This window comes from Bordetella sp. 2513F2, from assembly GCF_054642735.1.
Map to the genome: position 1 here is coordinate 4,024,975 of NZ_CM137755.1, position 19,334 is coordinate 4,044,308.

The following is a 19,334-nucleotide window of genomic DNA, read 5'->3' on the forward strand; positions in this document are numbered from 1 at the left end:
ATGGCCACCATCGAGTTCCGCGGCCTCACCCTCACGCTGCCCGTACGCGGCCGCCCGGCCCACGTGCTGCGCGACATCGATCTGGCCGTGCAGCCCGGCCAGATGCTGGGGCTGGTGGGCGAGTCGGGCGCGGGCAAGAGCATGATAGGGCGCGTGATCGCCGGCGAACTGCCGCCCGGCTTCGCCGTGACGGCCGGCAGCGTGTCGTTCGGCGGACACGACCTCACCCGGTTGGCGCCGCGCGCGCATCGCGCCCTGCTGGGCCGGCGCATCGCCTTCATTCCCCAGGAGCCGCTGTCGGGCCTGAACCCGGTGCTCACGGTGCGCCAGCAGATGCACGAGCACCTGGCGCACCTGGGCATGCCCAGGGCCCAATGGGACGACACCGCCTGCCGCCGGCTGGCCGAAGTCGGGCTGGCCGACGGCGCAGCGATCCTGGCACGCTATCCGCACCAGCTGTCGGGCGGCCAGTGCCAGCGCATACTCATCGCCATGGCATTCTGCGGCGATCCCGCGCTGATCGTGGCCGACGAACCGACCACCGCGCTGGACGTCATGACCCAGGCGCAGATCATGCGCGTGCTGCGCGAGCAGCAGCGGCGCCACGGCACGGCCGTCATCCTCATCACGCACGACCTGCGCCTGGCCGCCCACGTATGCGAGACGGTGGCGGTGCTCTACGCCGGCGAGGTCGTCGAGACGGGCACCGCGGCCCAGGTGCTCGACCGCCCGATGCATCCCTATACGCGCAGCCTGCGCAACGCCACCCCTGCGCTGGACGGGCCGCGCACCGCCCTGCCCGCCCTGCCGGATTTCATGCCCGGCGTGGGCGACTTCCCCGACATCGCGGGCTGCCGCTATTACTCGCGCTGCAGTGTCCGCCAGGACGTCTGCCGGGCAAGCGCACCCGCCCTGCTGCCCCGGGCCGGCGCGCGCCAGGTGCGCTGCCTCGAGACCCTGCCCGAGTTCGCGTCCGCCGACGCCGCCGAGGCCCTGCCCCGCCCCCGTCCCGAACGCGGCGCCCGGCCCCTGCTCGAGTTCCGCGACGTGGCACTGAGCTACCCGGGCCGGCCGCACTACTTCAGGCGCGGGGCGCCATTCCATGCGGTACACCCGGTATCGTTCAGCGTGGCGCCGGGCGAGTTCGTCGGCATCGTGGGCGAAAGCGGCAGCGGCAAGACTTCCATGGCCCGTCTCATCATGGGCCTGGCCACGCCCACCTCGGGCCGCGTGCTGATCTCCGGCCAGGACCGCGCCCGCGCCGATGCCCGCCAGCAGCAGGCCATCCGCCAATGCGTGCAGATGGTCTTCCAGAATCCCGACTCGGCGCTCAATCCGCGGCGCCGCGTGGCCGAGCTGGTCACGCAGATCCTGGAGGCCGACGGCGCCGATTCGCCCCAGGCCGCCGACCGGCGCGCCGCCGCAGCGCGGCTGCTGCAGGCCGTGGGGCTGCCGCCGGACAGCCTGGGCCGCTATCCCTCCCAACTCTCGGGCGGCCAGAAGCAGCGGGTGAACATCGCACGCGCGCTGTGCCTGGCCCCGCGGCTGCTGGTGGCCGACGAGATCGTCTCGGGCCTGGACGTGTCGGTGCAGGCCCTCATCCTGAACCTGCTGTTGCAGCTGAATCGCGAATTCGGCATCGCCCTCGTCTTCATCTCGCACGATCTCGCGGTGGTGCGCTACCTGTGCACGCGCGTGCTGGTCATGCACCGTGGCCACGTGGTCGAAGACGGCGAGACCGAAGCCGTGTTCGCGGCGCCCCAGCACCCCTACACGCGCGCCCTCATCGCCGCGGTGCCGCCCGCCACGGGCACCGCGCCCTGGCCGCCCGCCGCGGAAGAAACCCCGGACGCCGCCCTGGAGACCCAGACGCCATGAACTCCCCGTCCGACCCGCAGTACGAACCGGCCGAGGGCCTCGTCGAAGACGACCGCGTGCATCGCGATCTGTTCCTGGACGAGCGCATCTTCCAGCTCGAGCAGCAGCGGCTGTTCCGCCGCGCATGGCTCTACGTCGGCCATGCCAGCCTGGTTCCCCAACCCGGCGACTACTACACCACCGAGATCGCGGGCCAGCCGGTGATCCTGGTGCGGCTCGCCGACGGCGGCACGACCGTGCTGATGAACCGATGCGCCCACAAGGGCAGCCGGCTGGTGCACGACCGCCGCGGCAATACCGGCAAGTTCTTCCGCTGTCCCTATCACGCCTGGACCTACCGCACCGACGGCAGGCTGCTGTCGATCCCCCTGAAGAACGACTACGAAGGCACCGGCCTGGCGCAATGTCCCGCGGGCACCGGCCTGGCCGCGCCCCCGGCGGTGCGCGACTATCGCGGCTTCGTATTCGCACGCCTGGCGCCGGACGGCCCCGACTTCGAGGCGTATTTCGGCGCCGCCCTCGAAACGCTGGACAACATGGTGGCGCGCTCGCCCGAAGGCGAGCTGGAGGTGGTGGGGGAGCCGCTGCGCAATGTCATCCGCTGCAACTGGAAGATGTACCTGGAGAACATCAACGACACGGTGCATCCGATCTCCACGCACGAATCGGCGGCGCAGGCCGCCGGCGCGGTAAGCAAGCGCCTGCCCACCGGCACCGACCAGACCCTGGCGATGGAGCAGCTGCTGCCCTTCGGGGCAGGCTACAGCTTCTATGCGCAGATGGGCGCGCGCATCCTCCCCAACGGCCACAGCGTGCTGGGCACGCGCTTCAGCATCCATACCGGCTATGCGCCATTGCCGGAGTACGAGGCCGCGCTGGCGGCGGCGCACGGCGAGCAAGCCGCACGCGACATTCTTGCCTTCTCGCCGCAGAACACGGTGCTCTATCCCAGCGTGGCCTTCAAGGCTTCCCCCACGATGCTGCGCGTGATACGCCCGCTCGCGGTGGACAGGACCCTCGTCGAAGCCTGGGCCCTGGCGCCGAAGGGCGCGCCCTCGCGGCTGCGCCAGCGCGCCGCATCCTATGCCCGCCTGGTCTTCTCGCCGCTGTCCGTGGTTGCGCACGACGACGTGCACCTGTTCGAGAGCCAGCAGCGCGGCCTGCGCTGCGACGGCAATGAATGGCTGAGCCTGCACCGCGGCCATCGCCCCGGGGAAGCGGACCAGCCGCATGCCGAACTCGACAGCGGCAACAACGAATGGCTGCTGCGCAACCAGTACCGCGGCTGGGCAAGGCTGATGCAGCCCGATGTGCCGCGCGATTCCGATCCGGACGCCCCATGACCGACACGCCCGCCCCCATGCCGGCCGCCCCGCCCAGCGACGCAGACCTGGCCGCCCTGGTCTACCGCGAAGCCCGGCTCATCGACCGCGGCCAGTATGAAGACTGGTACGCGCTGTATGACGACGACGCGCTCTACTGGATGCCGCTGTCGCCCGGCCAGGCCGAGGGCGCCGACACGCCGGCCCTGCTCTACGAAGACAAGATGCTGCTGCGCCTGCGGCTGGACCGCCTGTCGGACCCGCGCGCCCATTCCCTGCATCCGGAGGTGCGCTGCCTGCACGTGCTGCAGGCGCCCGAAGTCTGCCTGCGCGACGAGACGGCCAACCGCTACGTGCTGAGCACGCCTTTCATCTATGTGGAAGCCCAGGGCGAACACCAGCACGTGCTGGCGGCCACCGCGGAACACGTGCTCGCAGCCACCCCGGCCGGGCTGCGCATCAAGGTGAAGAAGGTGGTGCTGCTCAACTGCGATGCGCCCTTGCCGGCGCTGCAGCGTTTTCCGTAGGGCCGGGCTGCGTCAGCGCTCAGGCGTACCGCAGCCGCATGAAGCTCGCCGCGCAGGCCAGGGCGGCGAAGCCCGCCCCCAGCCACAGCGCGATCACGGCGCCGTGCGTCGACGAGACATTGAAGCAGCCTGCCACCAGCGCCGCGCCGGCCGACTGGCCGAGCAGGCGGACGGTGCCCACCATGCCGCTGGCGCCGCCCGCGCGCTCCGGCGGCGCGGACATCATGATGGCGCGCAGATTGGGCGACTGGAAAAAGCCGAAGCCCGCGCCGCACAGCGCCATGCGCCATACGATGTCCAGCACGGACGGCTGGGGCGGCAGGAGCGCCAGCAGCAGCATCCCCGCGCCCAGCGCCGCCAGCCCCACGCCGCCCAGCATGCCCGCCGGATAGCGATCCGACAGGCGGCCGGCCACCGGCGCCATGGCAGCCACCAGCACGGGCCAGGGCGTGATCAGGTAGCCGGTGTCCGTCTGGCTGTAGCCCAGCACGCCCTGCAGCATGAAGGGCAGCGACACGAAGGCCAGCGCCTGGGCGGCGAAGGCGCACACCGCGGTGGCGGACGACAGCGCGAACACCGGCCGGCGCAGGAGGTCGAGCGCCAGCAGCGGCGCCGGCACCCCGGCCTGGCGGCGCAGCAGCAGCACCAGGCACAGCACCGTGAGGGCGATCTCGATGGCGAGCTGCCCGCCGGTGCGCGCGTGGGCACCCTCGTTCAGCGTGAATACCAGCAGCGCGAAGAAGGCGGCGCACAGCGCCGCCGCCACGCCGTCGTAGCGGCGGGTGCTGCGCGGCGTCGGCGGCAGCGACCTCAACCCCAGCACGATGGCCAGCGCCCCCAGCGGCACGTTGATGAGGAACAGCCAGTGCCAGGAAGCGAACGTGAGGATGAAGGAAGCGATGGTCGGGCCGGCTGCGAAGGAGCATCCCACCACCAACGCGTTGAACCCCATGCCGCGGCCCAGCGACTCCGCGGGATAGATGAAGCGCAGCATGGCGGCCTGCACGGCCATCAAACCGGCCGCGCCCAGCCCCTGCGCCACGCGCGCCGCCACCAGCCAGTCCAGCGTGGGCGCCAGGCCGCAGGCCAGGGACGCCGCCGTGAACACCAGCAGGCCGCCCACGATGAGCCGGCGATGGCCGACGATTTCGCCCAGCGCGGCCGCAGGCAGCAGGAACGCCACCATCGCCAGCTGGTAGCTGCTGACGATCCACACCGACAGGGCCTCGGTGGTGCCCAGGTCGCGCGCCATGGTGGGCAGCGCGGTATTGGCAATGGCCGTGTCCAGGCTCGACATCCCCACGGCCAGCAGCACCGCCAGCACGGCCCCCCATCGCTCCGACCGCGGCAAGCCCTCGCCGATGGGATACTGCCGGGTACGCACGAAACTGAACAACATGATGGCCACGTAGGGAGAAGGAACAGGAGAGACGGGCGCGAGCCGCGGAAACCGCCGGTGATATTACTCCTGCCTGCGGCAGGCCCCTCCGTTCGTACAATACGGGGCGCGCCGGCCCTGCGCCGCGCCTGAGAGGAACCCAAGTGGCGACCACCGACACCAAGCCCGCCCGTCCAGGAAGACCGCGCTCGGCCGAGAGCGAGACGGCGATCCTCGAGTCCGCCTACGACCTGCTTGCAGCCGAAGGGCTGGCAGCCGCCAGCATCGAGGCCATCGCCAAGCTGTCGGGCGTATCGAAGATGACCATCTACAAATGGTGGCCCACCCGCGAGCAGCTGCTGGTGGACGCCTTCCTGCGCCGTGCCGCGCGCATGCTGCCGCTGTCCGAGGAAGGCGATCCCTTGGCGATCCTGCAGGCCCACGCCGGCGCCTACGCCAGCGCCCTGGCCACCAGCTTCGGCAAGGTGCAGCTTGCCGTGATTTCGGAATGCGTCACGCAGCAGGGCGACGCGCGCTACTTCGCCAGGCACTACCTGGGGCCGCGCCGGGACATCGCCATCCGGGTGATCGAGCGCGGACAGCGCGAATCGCGCTTCGCTGCAGCCAGTCCGGCGCGCGACCTGTACGACCGCATCTACGGCACGCTGTTCTACCAGTACACCTTCGGCTGGCGCAGGCTGTCGGCCGCGTATGCCAGGGCCCTCGTCGCCGAGGTGCTGGTCGCGAAATAGCCGGCGGCGGGGCTACGACGCCATGAAGCGCCGCACCTGCGCATTCAGGAAGGCGCGGTCGGCCTCGATGTTGAACGGATTGCCGGCGCGATGCCCGTGATCCGACGGGATGGGGCAGAACGCCACCGACGCGGCCTGCGTGAGCAGCGGCACTTCAGCCTCGTTGTCCTGCGCCTGGAAATAGCGGTCGGTGGCGCCGGGCATCAGCAGCACGCGGGCCCTGATCGCCGCCATGGCGCGCGCGAAATCGCCGCCGTAGGCCTCGCACCGGCTGATGTCGCCGTGCTGCCAGGTCCAGAGCTGCGCCAGCAGGTCGTTGGCGTCGCGCCGCGCGAAGTTCACGTCCCAGTACGAAGCCAGGTACTCTTCCAGCGACTGCATGCCGTACTCGCGCCACAGCTCGTCGCGATAGAAGGCATGCGACAGGGCCCAGCCGGCATACACGCGGCCCATGGCGCGCAGCCCGGCCGCCGGACGCGCCACGAAACGGCCGCCCTGGTAGGCCGGATCGGCCGTCAGCGCGGCCCGCACCCCTTCGAGGAAAACCTGGTTGAACGGCGAGCAGCGCGCGCTGCCGCACACCACCGCAATGCGTTCGACCATCTCGGGAAAACAGGCGGCCCAGTGATAGGCCTGCATGCCGCCCATCGACCAGCCGTACACCAGCGCAACCTTGCCGATGCCGAAGCGTTCGACCAGCAGCCGGCGCTGCACGGCCACGGCATCGTGATACGTAACCTCGGGGTAGGCGGCGTCGCCGAACTGCTGCGCCGCGTTCGATGGCGACGACGACAGGCCATTGCCGAACAGGTTCGGAATGATCACGAAATACTTTTCCGGATCCAGGGCCGAACCGGGGGCCACCAGCCACTGGGTGTCGTAGTGCTGCGCCGCGAACGAAGTGGGGTACACCACCACGTTGTCCCGGGCGGCGTTGAGGCGGCCGTAGGTCTTGTAGGCCAGCTGCATGCGGGGAAAGACGGCCCCCGATTGCAGCCGCACCGGCCCCGCGTCGAACACCTCGTAGTCCTGCTCTGCCTGCATCATGATCTCCGTCGTGATGGTTCATGCGCAAATGTAGACGCATCCGCGCCTGCCGGACACGGCACCCCCTAGGGAAAAACACTAGGTCGCGCGTGCGCCGCCGCCATTGACGTACGCCGTGCGCAGATTTAATGTACGAATCGTACACTTATTATGCGGCACGGCAAGCCGCCATGCCCACCCGGCGATTCCGAGGCCCCCATGGAACACACCCAGACTTCCCCTACACGGCCCGTGGACGCAGCCGCGCTGCGCGGGCTCATGGCACGCTCCGACGGCGCCGGGCTGCGCCGCGCGGCCAGCCACCTGGGCGCGATCGCGCTGGTGGGCTGGGCCATCGCCGCCGTGCAGGCCCGCTACGGCCTGATGTGGTCCCTGCCCCTGGTCCTGCTGCAGGCGCCGCTGGTGGCGTTCCTCTTCATGCCGGTGCATGAATGCGCCCACAAAACCGTCTTCCGCACCCGCTGGCTCAATGTGGCCCTGGGCAACCTGGCCGCCGCGGCCATCGTGCTGCCCTACGAGTACTACTCCCTGTTCCACTGGGACCACCACCGCTACACCCAGGATCCCGAGCGAGACCCGGAACTCGTGGGCGTACGGCTGCCCGCCACGCCGTCGGGGCTGGCACTGGCCTTCACCGGCGTGGTGCAACTGGCCAACCGCATCCGCCTGCACCTGCGGCACGCGCTCACGGGCCGCGTCACCGCGCCGTGGATCCCGCCGGAAAAGCGCGGCATGATCGTGCGCGAAGCGCGCCTGTACTTCGCGCTGTATGCCCTGCTGGCGATCGCCTCGGTGGCCGCCCAGTCCGCCCTGCTGGTCTGGACCTGGCTGGTGCCGCTGGTGCTGGGCCAACTGCTGCTGCGCCCCTATCTGTATGCCGAGCACACCGGCTGCGGGCGCGGCCGCAGCGCCTACGACAACACCCGCACCACCTGCACCAACGCACTGATGCGCTGGCTGGCCTGGAACATGCCCTATCACGTGGAGCACCATGCCTACCCGGCCGTGCCTTTCCATGCCCTGCCCCGGCTGCACGTACTGGTGGCGCCGCACATCCAGCACTACGGACAGGGCTACACACGCGTGACGCGCACGGCATGGCGCTGGTTCCGTGAAGCGGCGCGCGGCGATTCCGCCTGACGCGGCCAACGATATCCCGGGTTCAACCGCCGCGTGCCCCGCCTGCCCCCTCCTTCGGGAACAAGGCGATGAAATCCAGCAGCTTCTCGCCCAGCAGGTTCACGTGGCCCCTCATGGCATTGGCCGCGGCGTCTTCGTCGCCGGTCACGATGGCGCGTAGCACCGCGGCATGCTCGGTCAGTGTATCGGCGCGCCGGCTGGGCCGGTGCGTGACCAGCTTGCGATAGGCGCCGATACGGTTGCGCAGGGCGCGCGTCTGCTCGGCAAGGAATTCGTTCTGCGAGGCCTCGTAGATGAGCTCGTGGAACTGCCGGTTCACTTCATAAAAAGCATCGACCTGATCGGACTTGGACAGCTCGACCAGCTGGCGCTGCAGCGCGTCAAGCTGGGAGATCTGCGCCGCAGACGCGCGCCGCGCCGCCAATCGGGCACACAGGCCCTCCATCTCGGCCATCACCTGGAACATCTCGATAAGCTTGTGCGCCGACAACGCCGCCACGAGCGCCGGCTGGCGGGTGCGCATCTGGATCAGCCCGGCCGAGGCGAGGTGGCGCAGCGCCTCGCGCACCGGCGTGCGCGATACGGCGAAGCGCGCGGCGAGCTCGACTTCATCGAGCCGGGCTCCCGGCGCAAGCACGCCTTCAAGGATCTCGTTTTCCAGGACCTGCTGGATCTGCTCGGAGCGGCTGGCGATGGGCTTCATGGTGGGGGAACGGGCAGCCGTGGCGGCAAACCCGGGGGAGTCTAGCTTCACTTGCATGTTTCTCTCAATCGACGCGTGCCGGGACTGACGACCGCCCGCGTATTCTCGCTCCTATTGCATACAAGATCTACATATTTGTATGCACTATTCGATAGCAAGCATGCACCGACTCACGCACCATCCTGGAGCGACACCCCTCCCCGTCCCACCAACTCCCCGCTGAATCGAAATTGGCACGCAATTTGCATGTAATCCCGCATGGGCCGCGTGGGCCGCGTGTATGGAACATGGCCGGCCAATGAATACGCAACTCGCTTATACGCATACAGAAGGAAGTCGAACATGGATCTGGGCCTGCAAGGCAAATCCGCGCTGGTCACCGGCGCCTCGAAGGGCATCGGCCTGGCCACCGCCCACAGCTTTGCCCGCGAGGGCGTGTCCACCCTGCACCTGGCGGCCAGGTCGGCAGACAAGCTGGAAAAAGCGCGCGACGCGCTCCAGGGCGAGTACGGCGTCACCGTGCATGTGCATCCGCTCGACCTCTCCGTGACTGCGAATGCACTGGAACTGGCGTCGCGCTGCGCCGGAGTCGACATCCTGGTGAACAACGCGGCCGACTCCACGCCTGGGCCTTTGGACAAACTTTCCGACCAGGCCTGGCGGGAAAGCCTGGACATGAAGATCTTTTCATACGTCACGCTCACACGCGAACTGTACGCCCACATGAAGGTGCGGGGCACGGGCGTCATCGTCAACGACATCGGCAACTCGGGCGAGAACTGGGATGCCAACTACATCGTGGGCACGACGGGCAATGCCGCCATGATGGCGTTCACACGCGGCGTAGGCGGGCGCAGCCTGGACGACGGGATCCGTGTCGTCGGTGTGAATCCCGGCCCCGTAGCCACGGACCGCATGGTGAAGCTGATGAAGCGGCGCGCCCTGGACTGGTACGGCGACGAAGGCCGTTGGGAAGAGCTGTTCGACAAGTACCCGGGCAAGCGGCCCGCCCAGCCGGACGAAGTGGCCGACCTGATCGTGTGGCTTGCGTCGGAACGCGCAGCCTACATCACCGGCACCATCGTCACCATAGACGGCGGCATCGCATCACGCCGCTCCATCATCTGAGGGCCGGAACGATGCGCGCCTTCGAAGAACGCAACGCCTATTTCGACCGGCTCTGCAACACGCCGGGCCTGATGTGGCTGGGCCAGAACACCAACCATTTCGATCCGCATCCCAGCGTGATCTCGGCCGTTACCGATGCCCTCGCGCGTGGCGATTACCACGCCTATGCGCCGCCCGCCGGGTTCGAGATCCTGCGTCAGCTCATCGTCCAGGACGCCGGCGTGCCCGAGGCGTGCGCCTTCGTCACCGACGGCGCAGTGGAAGGCCTGTACAACGTCTGCCGCAACGTGTGCGAGCCCGGTAAGGACTTCATCACCACTGACCCCAGCTGGGCCTGGCCCATGCACTTTGCGCGCCAGGCGGGAAGTCGCGTGGTGGAACTGCCAATCTACGACCCCGCCCAGGGCTACAAGCTCACCGCCAGCCAGTTGCGTGCGGCGGTGGGGCCGGACACCGGCGTGATCTACCTGGTCGACCCCAACAATCCGCTGGGCACATGCCATACCGAGGAGGAGATCCGCGAGATCGCCGCCATCGCCCGCGAGGTGGATGCATACCTCATCCATGACGCAACGTACTCGCAGTTTGCCGACAGCTTCACGCCTGCCTGGCGCTACTACCCCGAGAAGACGATCATGACGTACAGCTTCTCCAAGTGGCTGGGCCTCGCCGGGATGCGCCTGGGCGCCGTGATCGCCCATCCCGACATCATCGAGCGCATTGCCACGGCACCGCCCAACAACCTGGGCAGCAACGTGCTGTCGCAACGCGCCGCCATCGCGGGCCTGCAGACCAAGGCGGAGTGGTTTCCGGAAATCCGCCGGCGGCTGCGGCGCAACCAGGCTGCGCTGGCGCAGGCCGCTTCAGGCGTACCGGGCCTGCACATCCCGGTGTACCCCTCGCAGGCCAACCTGCTGGTGATGGAAACCGTGGAAGCCGGCATCACTCCCGAATCTCTGGTCGCCGCCTACCAGACCGAAGGCGTCATGATCCGCCAGGGTACCTATCACACCCGGCGCTTCGGCCCACGCTTCGTGAAGATCAGCCTCAGCGTGCCCGAAGCCTGGGCCGACCGCTGCTGCGAACTGCTGCCCGCCATGGTCGAGCGCGCCCGCGCCATGCCCGCAGACGCCAACCTGTTCTAGGAACCGACATGCCCTTCATCACCACCCGCGACGGCATCCGGCTGCATTACGAATCCGCCGGCTCCGGCACGCCCATCGTGTTCGTCCATGAGTTCGGCGGCGACTGGCGCAGCTGGGAACCCCAGATGCGCTATTTCACCCGCCGCTATCGCTGCATCACCTTCAGCGCACGCGGCTATCTACCCTCGGATGTGCCGGAATCGCTGGACGCCTATTCCCAGCAGAAGGCCGCCGACGACATCGCGGACGTGATGGACGCGCTGGAGATCGCCAAGGCGCATGTGGTGGGGCTGTCCATGGGCGGGTTCGCCACGCTGCACTTCGGCCTGCGCCACGCGGAGCGGGCTTTCTCGCTGGTGGTGGCCGGAGCCGGATATGGAGCGGAGAAGGAATACGAAGACTACTTCCGCAACGTGTCGCTGGAAGTCGCGAACCAGTTCGAAAGCAAAGGTGCGGCGGAATTCGCCCCCACTTATGCCCAGGCTGCATCACGCATCATCTTCCAGCTCAAGGATCCGCGCGGATGGCAGGAATTCGCCACGCAGCTGGCCGAACATTCATCCCTGGGATCGGCCATGACGATGCGAGGGGTACAGGCGCGCCGCCCCTCCATCTACGATCTGGAAACGGAACTGCGCAATATGGCTATCCCGACGCTGGTGATGGTGGGCGACGAGGACGACCACTGCCTGCAGCCGGGCATTTTTCTCAAGAAGACCGTGCCGGCCTGCGGCCTGCTGGTCCTGCCCAAGAGCGGCCACACCCTCAATATCGAAGAGCCTGCACTGTTCAACCAGTTCGTGTCGGACTTCCTCGCCACGGTCGAACAGGGAAAGTGGCTGCCACGCGACCCGCGTGCAATGCCGTCCGAGATCATGAAGACGTCATGAGCGGCACGCCATCCTCATATGTCGATGAAGCGCGGCTGAGTGCACGCCTGCAGGAGATGGCGCGCATCGGCGCCACCCCGGCCGGCGGCGTGAACCGGCAGGCCCTGAGCGCCGAGGACGCCCAGGCCCAGGCACTTCTGGCAAGCTGGGGCGTAGAACTGGGCCTGGCCGCCACGCGCGATCCGGCGGGCAATCTCTTCCTGCGCCATGAAGGCACCCGGCCGGAGCTTCCCCCTGTGCTGAGCGGCTCGCATCTCGACAGCCAACCCACCGGCGGGCGCTACGACGGCGCATATGGCGTGCTGGCCGCGCTCGAGGCCGTGCAGGCCATCCTCGAAGCCGGGATGCGCCCGCCGCGCGCCATCGAAGTGGTGGCCTGGATGAACGAGGAGGGGTCGCGATTCGCGCCCGGCATGCTGGGTTCGGCGGCCTACGCCGGAGCGCGCAGCCTTGACGACACGCTGTCCATCGTCGACGCGGACGGTGTCAGCATCGCCAGGGCGCTCGAGAGCGTGCAGGCGGCCTTGCCCCATGTCGGCCGCCGCCCGCTGGGAGGCCGGCCGCACGCCTATGTCGAAGCGCATATCGAACAGGGGCCGGAACTCGAGCGTGCCGGCCTGCCGGTTGGCGTGGTCACGGGTATCCAGGGCAAGTACACGTTTCGTGTTGCCGTGGAAGGCGAAGCCGCGCATGCCGGCACCTCGCGGCGCAGCGACCGCCGCGACGCGCTGCTGGCTGCCACGGCCATGGTACAGGCGCTTGGCCACGCCATGCATGACCCTGAAGACATCGTGAAGTTCACGGTGGGACGCTTCGATGTCACGCCCAACGCTCCCTCCGTCGTGGCGCGACGGGTGGTGTTTTCCATCGACCTGCGCCACCCCGACACGGCGACCTTGCGCGCGCTGGCCGGCCGGGTCGAACCCATCTGCCGGGCGCATGCCGGCCGATGCTCCGTCGCCGTGCAATGCCTGTCCGCGGCCGATTCGCTGGAATTCCCCATGTCCATGCGCAAGCATGTCCAGGCCGCGGCCAGCGCCCTGGGCATAGGCCACCTGGAACTCCCCTCCGCAGCCGGCCACGACGCGCGCTACCTGCATGCCGTATGCCCCAGCGCGATGCTGTTCGTACCGAGCCGGGGCGGCATCACCCACAACGAGGCCGAGTACACCGCGCCCGCCGACCTGGCCACGGGAACGCGCGTGCTGGCCGACGTCCTGGCCACGCTTGCCCAGGAAGGGGGCGAACGATGACATTGCTGCGCCTGCCCAGGCGGGCCGCCCCATCCCCCCTGCTTTCCACCCGACATTCCGGAGGCCTGTCCATGCATGCCCTGACCGATACTCACCCGGACCCTGGCGGCAACGCGCCGGCGGCCACCGTACCCTTGCTGAAGCTGTCGGGGATTTCCAAGACCTTCGGCTCGGTCCACGCCCTCGACGATCTGGGCGTCTCCATCGCCCCGGGAGAGTTCGTGACCGTCGTCGGCCCCAGTGGCTGCGGCAAGAGCACGCTGTTCAACATCGTGGCGGGCCTGGAGGAGCCGGACTCCGGCGGCCAGATTGCGTTCCTGGGCACACCCTGCCCGGCGCGGCACCTGCTCGGACGCGTTTCGTTCATGCCGCAGCGCGACCTGCTGCTGCCATGGCGCACCGTGATCGACAACGCCATCCTGGCTGTGGAGCTGGAAGGTACGCGGCGCAGCGATGCGCGGCGCGCAGCGCTGAAGATGCTGCCGGAGTTCGGGCTGGCCGGTTTCGAAGGCCAGTATCCCCACCAGCTCTCCGGCGGCATGCGGCAGCGCGTGGCGCTGATGCGCACATTCATGTTCAACCGCGACCTGATGCTGCTGGACGAACCATTCGGCGCGCTGGATGCGCTCACCCGCACCATGATGCAGCGCTGGCTTCTGGACGTATGGCAGCGCCATCGCCGCACTATCCTTTTCATCACGCACGACGTGGACGAAGCCCTGTTCCTCGGCGACCGCGTGCTGGTGATGACAGCCCGCCCCGGCCGGGTCAAGCTGGAACAACCCGTCCCGCTGCCGCGGCCGCGGCGGCCCGAGATCGTCACGTCGCCGGAGTTCATCGCGCTCAAGCGAACGCTGCTCGAGGCCATCGAGGAAGAAAGCATGAAGACCTTTGCCGCGGCCGAACGGGCCAAGGAGGCGCCATGAGCCGGGCGGACTGCGTCAACGCCGAACCCCATTCGGGCGGACCGGACGGCATGGACCCGGCAGAGTGGGAAGCCCGCGTCTCGCTCGCCGCATGCTACCGGCTGGTGGCCAGGCTGGGCATGGACGACCTGATCTACAACCACATATCGCTGCGCGTGCCGGGCCGGCACGACCAATTCCTGATCAACCCGTACGGTCTGCTGTTCGGCGAAGTCACGGCTTCCAGTCTGGTCCGCATCGACCTGCAGGGCCGCAAACTCTGCGATTCACCCCATGAGGTGAATGCCGCAGGATTCGTGATCCACGGCGCCATCCACCAGGGCCGCCCGGACGCGGTGTGCGTGCTGCACACGCACTCCGACGCCAGCATCGCCGTGTCGGCCCAGGCACCCGGCCTGCTGCCCCTGTCGCAATTCGCCATGCGCTTCTACCAGCGCCAGGCTTTCCATGATTACGAAGGTGTGGCCATCGACATGGACGAACAGCAGCGGCTGGTAGCCGACCTGGGCAGCCATCCGGTGATGCTGCTGCGCAATCACGGTGTGCTTACCGTGGGGCGCACAGTGGGCGAGGCGTTCATGCTGCTGTACTACTTCGAGCGCGCTGCCCGCATACAGCTGCAGATGCAGGCGGCCGCCGCCACGGCGGGCCCGGTCATCGCCCCACCGCACGAGGTTTGCGAGAAGGCCGCCCGCCAATTCTGGGAGAACAAGGGCGACATCCTGATCGCCGGCCAGCGCGAGTGGCCCGCTTTCCTGCGGCAGCTAGACCGCGAAGACCCCTCCTACCGGCTCTGAAGGCCGCATCCTATCCTGCAAACGACTCGAGGACACTGACGTGATCAAGACCCGCCCGCTCCACATGGGCTTCGGCATCGAAGCCCTGGACCTGGACCTTTCCCGCCCCGAAAGCGACGCCGCCGTGGAAGAACTGGTCCCGCTGCTGGACCAGCACTCTTTGATCCTGGTGCGCGGCCAGTCGCTCGGCAACGCCCGCCATGTCGAGATAAGCCGGCGATTCGGCGCGTTGATGACCCACGTCCTGAAACAATTCCTGACCACCGAGCACCCCGAGATATACGTACTGTCCAACGTCACTGCGGACGGCAAGCCCATCGGCAATCACAAGGAAGGCTGGAACTGGCACTCCGACCTGTCGTACGTCGCCGAACCCAGCATGGGATCCCTGTTGTATGCGGTGGAGGTGCCGCCGGAGGGCGCCGATACGCTGTTCGCCAGCATGCACCTGGCCTACGAGGCCCTGCCCCGGGCCACCCAGGAACGCATTCGACACCTCACAGCAACGCATTCCTACTCCGGCTATTACGGCAAGGCTTTCGCCGATCGCGCGCCGCTGACTGAAGAGCAGAAGGCGCGCACGCCCGACGTCGTACACCCGGTGGTGCGCACGCACCCCGTGACCGGCCGGCTGTCGTTGTACGTCGGCCAGGACATCGTCAAGGAGATCAACGGCCTGCCCAAAGACGAAGCCGCGGAGCTGCTCGATGCGCTCAACGCGCATGCGGTCAGCGACGCCTTCGTCTATCGCCATCGCTGGCGCCAGGGCGATCTGATCATCTGGGACAACCGCTGCACCATGCACTGCGCCACACCCTACGACGACCTGAAGTACCGGCGCATCATGCACCGCACCACGGTGGCCGGCACGCGGCCGTTCTGATCCAGGGCTTCCGGGCGCCGCTGCACAGCGAGGCCCGCCATGCAGTCTCCGACCATTCCAAGGGGAAAACGATGATGAAGAAACGACGTCTGCTCGCGCTGCTCGCCGGTGCCACACTCGGCCTGTCGGCGCTCCTGCCAGCTACGGTCCAGGCCAAGGAGGCGGTCAAGGCCACGCTGCGCCTGAAATGGCTGCCGCAGACCCAGTTTGCCGGGTTCTACTACGCACAGGCCAAGGGCTACTACAAGGACGAGGGGATCGACCTCACCATCAATCCCGGCGGCCCCAACCTGCTGGCCGAGAACCTGGTGGCCACCGGCGCCGATACGTTCGGCCTGTCGGGCGGCACCGACAGTGTGCTGGCCGCGCTCGACAAGGGGCTACCCATCGTATCGGTGGGGATATCGCATCAGATCACGCCCTTCGTCTTCGTCACGCGCAAGGACGGGCCGATCAAGACCTTGCAGGATTTCACCGGAAAAAAAGTCACGACCTGGTTCACCGGCGCCAATTACGTGCTCTTCGGCATGCTGGCCAACAACAAGGTGGATCGAAGCAAGGTCGACATCCAGCCGCAACAGGTGAGCGTCACGCCGTTCGTCAACGGCGACACCGACGTGGCCACTGCCACCTGGTACAACGAGCTCTACACCATCAAGCAGCGCATGGGCGAGGACAATCTACACCTGTTCGTCGCGGAGGACTACGGCATCACCTTCCCGCGCGATACGCTCATCGTGTCCACCAAGACGGCCCAGGAACGCCCCGAACTCGTCACCGCCTTCCTCAAGGCCTCGATCCGCGGCTGGCGCGATGCCATGGCCAACCCGAAGGAAGCCGTGGACATCGTCATGAAGGTCGCTCCGACCCTGGACCGCAAGCACCAGGAGTTCATGTTGACGGAGGCCTACCGGCTGATGACAGCGGGCAAGGCCAAGACTGAAGGGCTGTTCTGGATCGACCCCGATGCCGTAGGCACAGCCGAGAAATTCCTGCTGGAGAACAAGGTGCTCAGCAAGGAAATCGACGTGTCCAAGGCCTTCGACGGACGCTTCCTGCAAGCCATTCCTGTCGCGGACCGCCGCCCATGAGCAGCACCGCCACAGTCCGGAGGCTGGCTTCGTCCCTGCTGCGCGGCGCCACCATCCTGATCCTGGCCGGCCTGTGCTGGGAAGGGCTGGTGGTGGCCACCGGCATCCGGCCGCATTACCTGCCCCGCCTGTCCGACATCCTGGCCTCCATTGCCGCCGTTCCACAGGCCTATGCCGCCGGATTCGCCCGTACGCTGGGAGAGACCGTGCTGGGTTACGTGGCGGGAGCCATCGTGGGCGTAGCCAATGGCGTGCTGTTCCACCGCTCTCGATTGCTGCGCGAACTGGTGTTCCCGCTGTTCGTCATCTCGCAGACCATCCCGGTCATCGCCTTCGGCGCCGTGGTGGTGCTGTGGTTCGGCAACACCATGCTGGCCAAGGCTCTGATCGCGTTCTACCTGACCTTTTTCCCGGTCACGGTGAACACCCTGAACGGCCTCGAAGCCGTGGACAAGCGGCAGGAGGACCTGCTGCGCAGCTTTGGCGCCACACGCTGGCAATTGCTCTGGCGCCTCCAATTGCCAGCCGCCCTGCCGCAGGTCTTCGTGGCGCTGCGCCTGGCCTGCACGCTCAGCCTGCTCGGCGCCATCGCGGGCGAATGGTTCGGCGACACCGTAGGGCTCGGCGTGCTGCTGCTCCAGGCCATGTACAACGAGAACGTCGTGGCGATGTGGGCCGCCATCCTGGCCTGCGGACTGCTCGGCACCGCGTTCTACGCGCTCGTGACCTGGATAGAGCGGAAAATCGTCTTCTGGAAGGCGGAACAGCTATGAGCGACAACTCCTCGCGATCGCAACGCACCGCCGTGCGGGCCTGCATCGGATTGGCGGGCGTGGCGCTGCTGTGGGAGGCCGCGGCGCGCGGGCTGGACCTGCCGGTCTACGTGTTGCCCAGCTTCAGCCACATCCTGCAGTCCATCGTCGACCAGCATGCGATGCTGCTCGCCTCCGCACGCATCACCGTGATGGAAGCCGTGCTGGGTTTCCTCGCGGGATCGGGGGCCGGCGTCCTGCTGGCGGTGATTCTCGTCATGATGCCGCCGTTGCGGCGCGTGCTGCTGCCATTGGCGACCATGCTCAACTCGGTCCCTGTCGTTGCCTATGCGCCATTGATACTGCTGTGGTTCGGCATCGGCCCCGAGTCCAAGATCGTGATGGTGGCGCTGGCAGTAGGGTTTACGGTGTTCCTGCATGCCCTGTCCGGGCTGGACCGCGTCGACCAGCGCGCCGTGGACCTGTTGCGCAGCTTCGGGGCCGACCGCGCCGCCATCCTGTGGCGCCTGCGGTTGCCGGCCGCCATCCCGCTCACCGCGGCCGGCATGCGGGTCTCGACAGTGCGCGCCATGATCGTCGCCATCGTCACGGAGATGCTGGGCGCCACCGGCGGCCTGGGCTGGACGATCTACCAGGCCGTGCTGCAGGTGGACTTCGTACAGGTCTGGTCCGCCATTTTCGTCGCTTCGGCAGCCAGCCTGCTGTTCTTCGGCAGCATCAACTTCCTGGAGAAGCGCTATGTGTTCTGGAAATGAAGCGCCGCGCGCCATGTCCTCGCTGGGCGTGCAGCATGCACGCTCGCCGGCCCACGCAGCCCAGCGACGCGGGCGCTACTTCAATTCGGCCAATGCCTTCAACGTCAAGCTGGGCGAGGTGCCGGCGGGAATCTTCGTGCAGCAGGCGCGTGCCGCCATGGCCCCGGGCGCGGCCACTGGCTACTACGCCTGCGATCAATCGACAGAACTGGGCTGCCCGTATCCTGCCACCACGCCGCTCATGCTGGCCCGCTATGCGCGCATACGCGCCGGCGCCACGCTGCACGCGGACTTCAATGCCAGCGGATCGATCTGGTACGTGATCGCGGGCAATGGGACAGTGGACGCGGGCAACGAGCGATTCGCCTGGCGCCGCGGTGACGTCCTGCACCTTCCCCCTGGCCATGGCATGTTGCACGCGGACTCCGACGACGCAATCCTCTGGCTCGTCACGGACGAACCGCTGCTTGCTCATCTGGGCCTGCAACCCGCGCCGGGTCGCAGCAGTGTCGTGCACTTCGGCTCCGCCGACATCGCCGAGCAGATCGAGCAGATCCAGCGCGCCGTGCCGGACGCCGGCACCTCTGGCATGGCGGTGGTGTTCTCCTGCGAACGACAGGAGGCGGGGCGCAACCTCATGGCCGACCTTACCCTTTCGCTGAACACGCTGCCGGCCGGCGCAAGCCAGAGCCCGCATCGCCACAATTCTGCGGCGCTGACACTGGTCGTTGCCGGCGAGCAGTGCCATAGCCAGGTCGGCGGTGCGCGCTGCCCTTGGGAACACTGGGCCACGCTCGTCACGCCCGCCGGCGTCCCTCACTCGCACCATAACGGCGGATCGCAGCGCGCGGATTTCCTGATCGTGCAGGATGGCGGCCTGTATTACCAAGCACGCACGATGGGCTTCGAGTTCCTGGACAGCTGAAACGCGACGGGCCCGCGAGCG

19 protein-coding genes are annotated in these 19,334 nt (G+C 67.8%); 16 read left to right on the forward strand and 3 right to left on the reverse strand.

Annotation, left to right across the window (positions count from 1 at the left end; translation table 11 throughout):
- From ACYBYQ_RS19020 to ACYBYQ_RS19030, 3 genes are read left to right on the forward strand one after another with little or no spacing between them, the layout of a single operon-like run.
- The gene (locus ACYBYQ_RS19020; protein ID WP_459615982.1) at positions 1–1,878 is read left to right on the forward strand and encodes a dipeptide ABC transporter ATP-binding protein; all 1,878 of its coding nucleotides are present in this window, start codon (positions 1–3) and stop codon (positions 1,876–1,878) included.
- On the forward strand, positions 1,875–3,221 hold the full coding sequence (locus ACYBYQ_RS19025) for an aromatic ring-hydroxylating dioxygenase subunit alpha (RefSeq protein ID WP_459615983.1): 1,347 nt from the start codon (positions 1,875–1,877) through the stop codon (positions 3,219–3,221). The genes ACYBYQ_RS19020 and ACYBYQ_RS19025 overlap by 4 nt, the downstream gene beginning before the upstream one ends.
- Positions 3,218–3,727, forward strand: a complete 510-nt coding sequence (locus ACYBYQ_RS19030; protein WP_459615984.1) for an aromatic-ring-hydroxylating dioxygenase subunit beta — start codon at positions 3,218–3,220, stop codon at positions 3,725–3,727. The genes ACYBYQ_RS19025 and ACYBYQ_RS19030 overlap by 4 nt, the downstream gene beginning before the upstream one ends.
- 19 nt (positions 3,728–3,746) lie before the next feature.
- On the opposite strand, the gene ACYBYQ_RS19035 is transcribed toward ACYBYQ_RS19030, so the two are convergent.
- Entirely contained in the window at positions 3,747–5,126 is a 1,380-nt protein-coding gene (locus tag ACYBYQ_RS19035; protein WP_459615985.1) for an MFS transporter, read from the reverse strand.
- A 143-nt stretch (positions 5,127–5,269) separates the two neighbouring features.
- Between ACYBYQ_RS19035 and ACYBYQ_RS19040 the strand changes: the two genes are divergently transcribed.
- Entirely contained in the window at positions 5,270–5,857 is a 588-nt protein-coding gene (locus ACYBYQ_RS19040) for a TetR/AcrR family transcriptional regulator (protein WP_459615986.1), read from the forward strand.
- 12 nt (positions 5,858–5,869) lie between these two features.
- On the opposite strand, the gene ACYBYQ_RS19045 is transcribed toward ACYBYQ_RS19040, so the two are convergent.
- Positions 5,870–6,904 carry an alpha/beta fold hydrolase gene (locus tag ACYBYQ_RS19045; RefSeq protein ID WP_459615987.1) on the reverse strand — a complete coding sequence of 345 codons (1,035 nt, stop codon included), beginning with the start codon at positions 6,902–6,904 and terminating at the stop codon, positions 5,870–5,872.
- A 198-nt stretch (positions 6,905–7,102) separates the two neighbouring features.
- Between ACYBYQ_RS19045 and ACYBYQ_RS19050 the strand changes: the two genes are divergently transcribed.
- Complete coding sequence (locus ACYBYQ_RS19050; protein ID WP_459615988.1) at positions 7,103–8,044, forward strand: fatty acid desaturase; 942 nt, start codon at positions 7,103–7,105, stop codon at positions 8,042–8,044.
- Between the two features lie 22 nt (positions 8,045–8,066).
- On the opposite strand, the gene ACYBYQ_RS19055 is transcribed toward ACYBYQ_RS19050, so the two are convergent.
- On the reverse strand, positions 8,067–8,804 hold the full coding sequence (locus ACYBYQ_RS19055) for a GntR family transcriptional regulator (RefSeq protein ID WP_459615989.1): 738 nt from the start codon (positions 8,802–8,804) through the stop codon (positions 8,067–8,069).
- A gap of 285 nt (positions 8,805–9,089) precedes the next feature.
- Here ACYBYQ_RS19055 and ACYBYQ_RS19060 point away from each other — a divergent pair, with 285 nt between their 5' ends.
- The 11 genes from ACYBYQ_RS19060 to ACYBYQ_RS19110 all read left to right on the forward strand — a co-directional run bounded on the left by ACYBYQ_RS19060 (position 9,090) and on the right by ACYBYQ_RS19110 (position 19,313).
- Positions 9,090–9,875 (forward strand): SDR family oxidoreductase, encoded by a 786-nt coding sequence (locus ACYBYQ_RS19060; RefSeq protein WP_459615990.1) that lies wholly within the window; start codon positions 9,090–9,092, stop codon positions 9,873–9,875.
- A gap of 11 nt (positions 9,876–9,886) precedes the next feature.
- Positions 9,887–11,020 carry a pyridoxal phosphate-dependent aminotransferase gene (locus tag ACYBYQ_RS19065; RefSeq protein WP_459615991.1) on the forward strand — a complete coding sequence of 378 codons (1,134 nt, stop codon included), beginning with the start codon at positions 9,887–9,889 and terminating at the stop codon, positions 11,018–11,020.
- 8 nt (positions 11,021–11,028) lie between these two features.
- A complete protein-coding gene (locus ACYBYQ_RS19070; RefSeq protein WP_459615992.1) occupies positions 11,029–11,910 on the forward strand; it encodes an alpha/beta fold hydrolase in 882 nt (293 codons plus the stop codon).
- Entirely contained in the window at positions 11,907–13,163 is a 1,257-nt protein-coding gene (locus ACYBYQ_RS19075; protein WP_459615993.1) for a M20 family metallo-hydrolase, read from the forward strand. Before ACYBYQ_RS19070 ends, ACYBYQ_RS19075 begins: the two co-directional genes overlap by 4 nt.
- 71 nt (positions 13,164–13,234) lie before the next feature.
- The gene (locus ACYBYQ_RS19080) at positions 13,235–14,089 is read left to right on the forward strand and encodes an ABC transporter ATP-binding protein (protein WP_459615994.1); all 855 of its coding nucleotides are present in this window, start codon (positions 13,235–13,237) and stop codon (positions 14,087–14,089) included.
- On the forward strand, positions 14,086–14,886 hold the full coding sequence (locus ACYBYQ_RS19085) for a class II aldolase/adducin family protein (RefSeq protein WP_459615995.1): 801 nt from the start codon (positions 14,086–14,088) through the stop codon (positions 14,884–14,886). Before ACYBYQ_RS19080 ends, ACYBYQ_RS19085 begins: the two co-directional genes overlap by 4 nt.
- Positions 14,887–14,926: 40 nt before the next feature.
- Positions 14,927–15,769, forward strand: a complete 843-nt coding sequence (locus ACYBYQ_RS19090; protein WP_459615996.1) for a TauD/TfdA dioxygenase family protein — start codon at positions 14,927–14,929, stop codon at positions 15,767–15,769.
- 71 nt (positions 15,770–15,840) lie between these two features.
- Positions 15,841–16,860: an ABC transporter substrate-binding protein gene (locus tag ACYBYQ_RS19095; RefSeq protein ID WP_459615997.1), complete on the forward strand. Its 1,020-nt coding sequence runs from the start codon at positions 15,841–15,843 to the stop codon at positions 16,858–16,860.
- Entirely contained in the window at positions 16,857–17,633 is a 777-nt protein-coding gene (locus tag ACYBYQ_RS19100) for an ABC transporter permease (protein WP_459615998.1), read from the forward strand. Before ACYBYQ_RS19095 ends, ACYBYQ_RS19100 begins: the two co-directional genes overlap by 4 nt.
- Positions 17,630–18,388 carry an ABC transporter permease gene (locus ACYBYQ_RS19105; RefSeq protein ID WP_459615999.1) on the forward strand — a complete coding sequence of 253 codons (759 nt, stop codon included), beginning with the start codon at positions 17,630–17,632 and terminating at the stop codon, positions 18,386–18,388. Before ACYBYQ_RS19100 ends, ACYBYQ_RS19105 begins: the two co-directional genes overlap by 4 nt.
- Positions 18,372–19,313 carry a cupin domain-containing protein gene (locus ACYBYQ_RS19110; protein ID WP_459616000.1) on the forward strand — a complete coding sequence of 314 codons (942 nt, stop codon included), beginning with the start codon at positions 18,372–18,374 and terminating at the stop codon, positions 19,311–19,313. The genes ACYBYQ_RS19105 and ACYBYQ_RS19110 overlap by 17 nt, the downstream gene beginning before the upstream one ends.
- Positions 19,314–19,334: the final 21 nt, after the last annotated feature.

Coding starts and splice junctions, on each gene's coding strand:
- ACYBYQ_RS19020 (WP_459615982.1), top strand. CDS start 1: ATGGCCACCATCGAGTTCCGCGGCCTCACCCTCACGCTGCCCGTACGC.
- ACYBYQ_RS19025 (WP_459615983.1), top strand. CDS start 1,875: ATGAACTCCCCGTCCGACCCGCAGTACGAACCGGCCGAGGGCCTCGTC.
- ACYBYQ_RS19030 (WP_459615984.1), top strand. CDS start 3,218: ATGACCGACACGCCCGCCCCCATGCCGGCCGCCCCGCCCAGCGACGCA.
- ACYBYQ_RS19035 (WP_459615985.1), bottom strand. CDS start 5,126: ATGTTGTTCAGTTTCGTGCGTACCCGGCAGTATCCCATCGGCGAGGGC.
- ACYBYQ_RS19045 (WP_459615987.1), bottom strand. CDS start 6,904: ATGATGCAGGCAGAGCAGGACTACGAGGTGTTCGACGCGGGGCCGGTG.
- ACYBYQ_RS19050 (WP_459615988.1), top strand. CDS start 7,103: ATGGAACACACCCAGACTTCCCCTACACGGCCCGTGGACGCAGCCGCG.
- ACYBYQ_RS19055 (WP_459615989.1), bottom strand. CDS start 8,804: ATGCAAGTGAAGCTAGACTCCCCCGGGTTTGCCGCCACGGCTGCCCGT.
- ACYBYQ_RS19060 (WP_459615990.1), top strand. CDS start 9,090: ATGGATCTGGGCCTGCAAGGCAAATCCGCGCTGGTCACCGGCGCCTCG.
- ACYBYQ_RS19065 (WP_459615991.1), top strand. CDS start 9,887: ATGCGCGCCTTCGAAGAACGCAACGCCTATTTCGACCGGCTCTGCAAC.
- ACYBYQ_RS19070 (WP_459615992.1), top strand. CDS start 11,029: ATGCCCTTCATCACCACCCGCGACGGCATCCGGCTGCATTACGAATCC.
- ACYBYQ_RS19075 (WP_459615993.1), top strand. CDS start 11,907: ATGAGCGGCACGCCATCCTCATATGTCGATGAAGCGCGGCTGAGTGCA.
- ACYBYQ_RS19080 (WP_459615994.1), top strand. CDS start 13,235: ATGCATGCCCTGACCGATACTCACCCGGACCCTGGCGGCAACGCGCCG.
- ACYBYQ_RS19085 (WP_459615995.1), top strand. CDS start 14,086: ATGAGCCGGGCGGACTGCGTCAACGCCGAACCCCATTCGGGCGGACCG.
- ACYBYQ_RS19095 (WP_459615997.1), top strand. CDS start 15,841: ATGATGAAGAAACGACGTCTGCTCGCGCTGCTCGCCGGTGCCACACTC.
- ACYBYQ_RS19100 (WP_459615998.1), top strand. CDS start 16,857: ATGAGCAGCACCGCCACAGTCCGGAGGCTGGCTTCGTCCCTGCTGCGC.
- ACYBYQ_RS19105 (WP_459615999.1), top strand. CDS start 17,630: ATGAGCGACAACTCCTCGCGATCGCAACGCACCGCCGTGCGGGCCTGC.
- ACYBYQ_RS19110 (WP_459616000.1), top strand. CDS start 18,372: ATGTGTTCTGGAAATGAAGCGCCGCGCGCCATGTCCTCGCTGGGCGTG.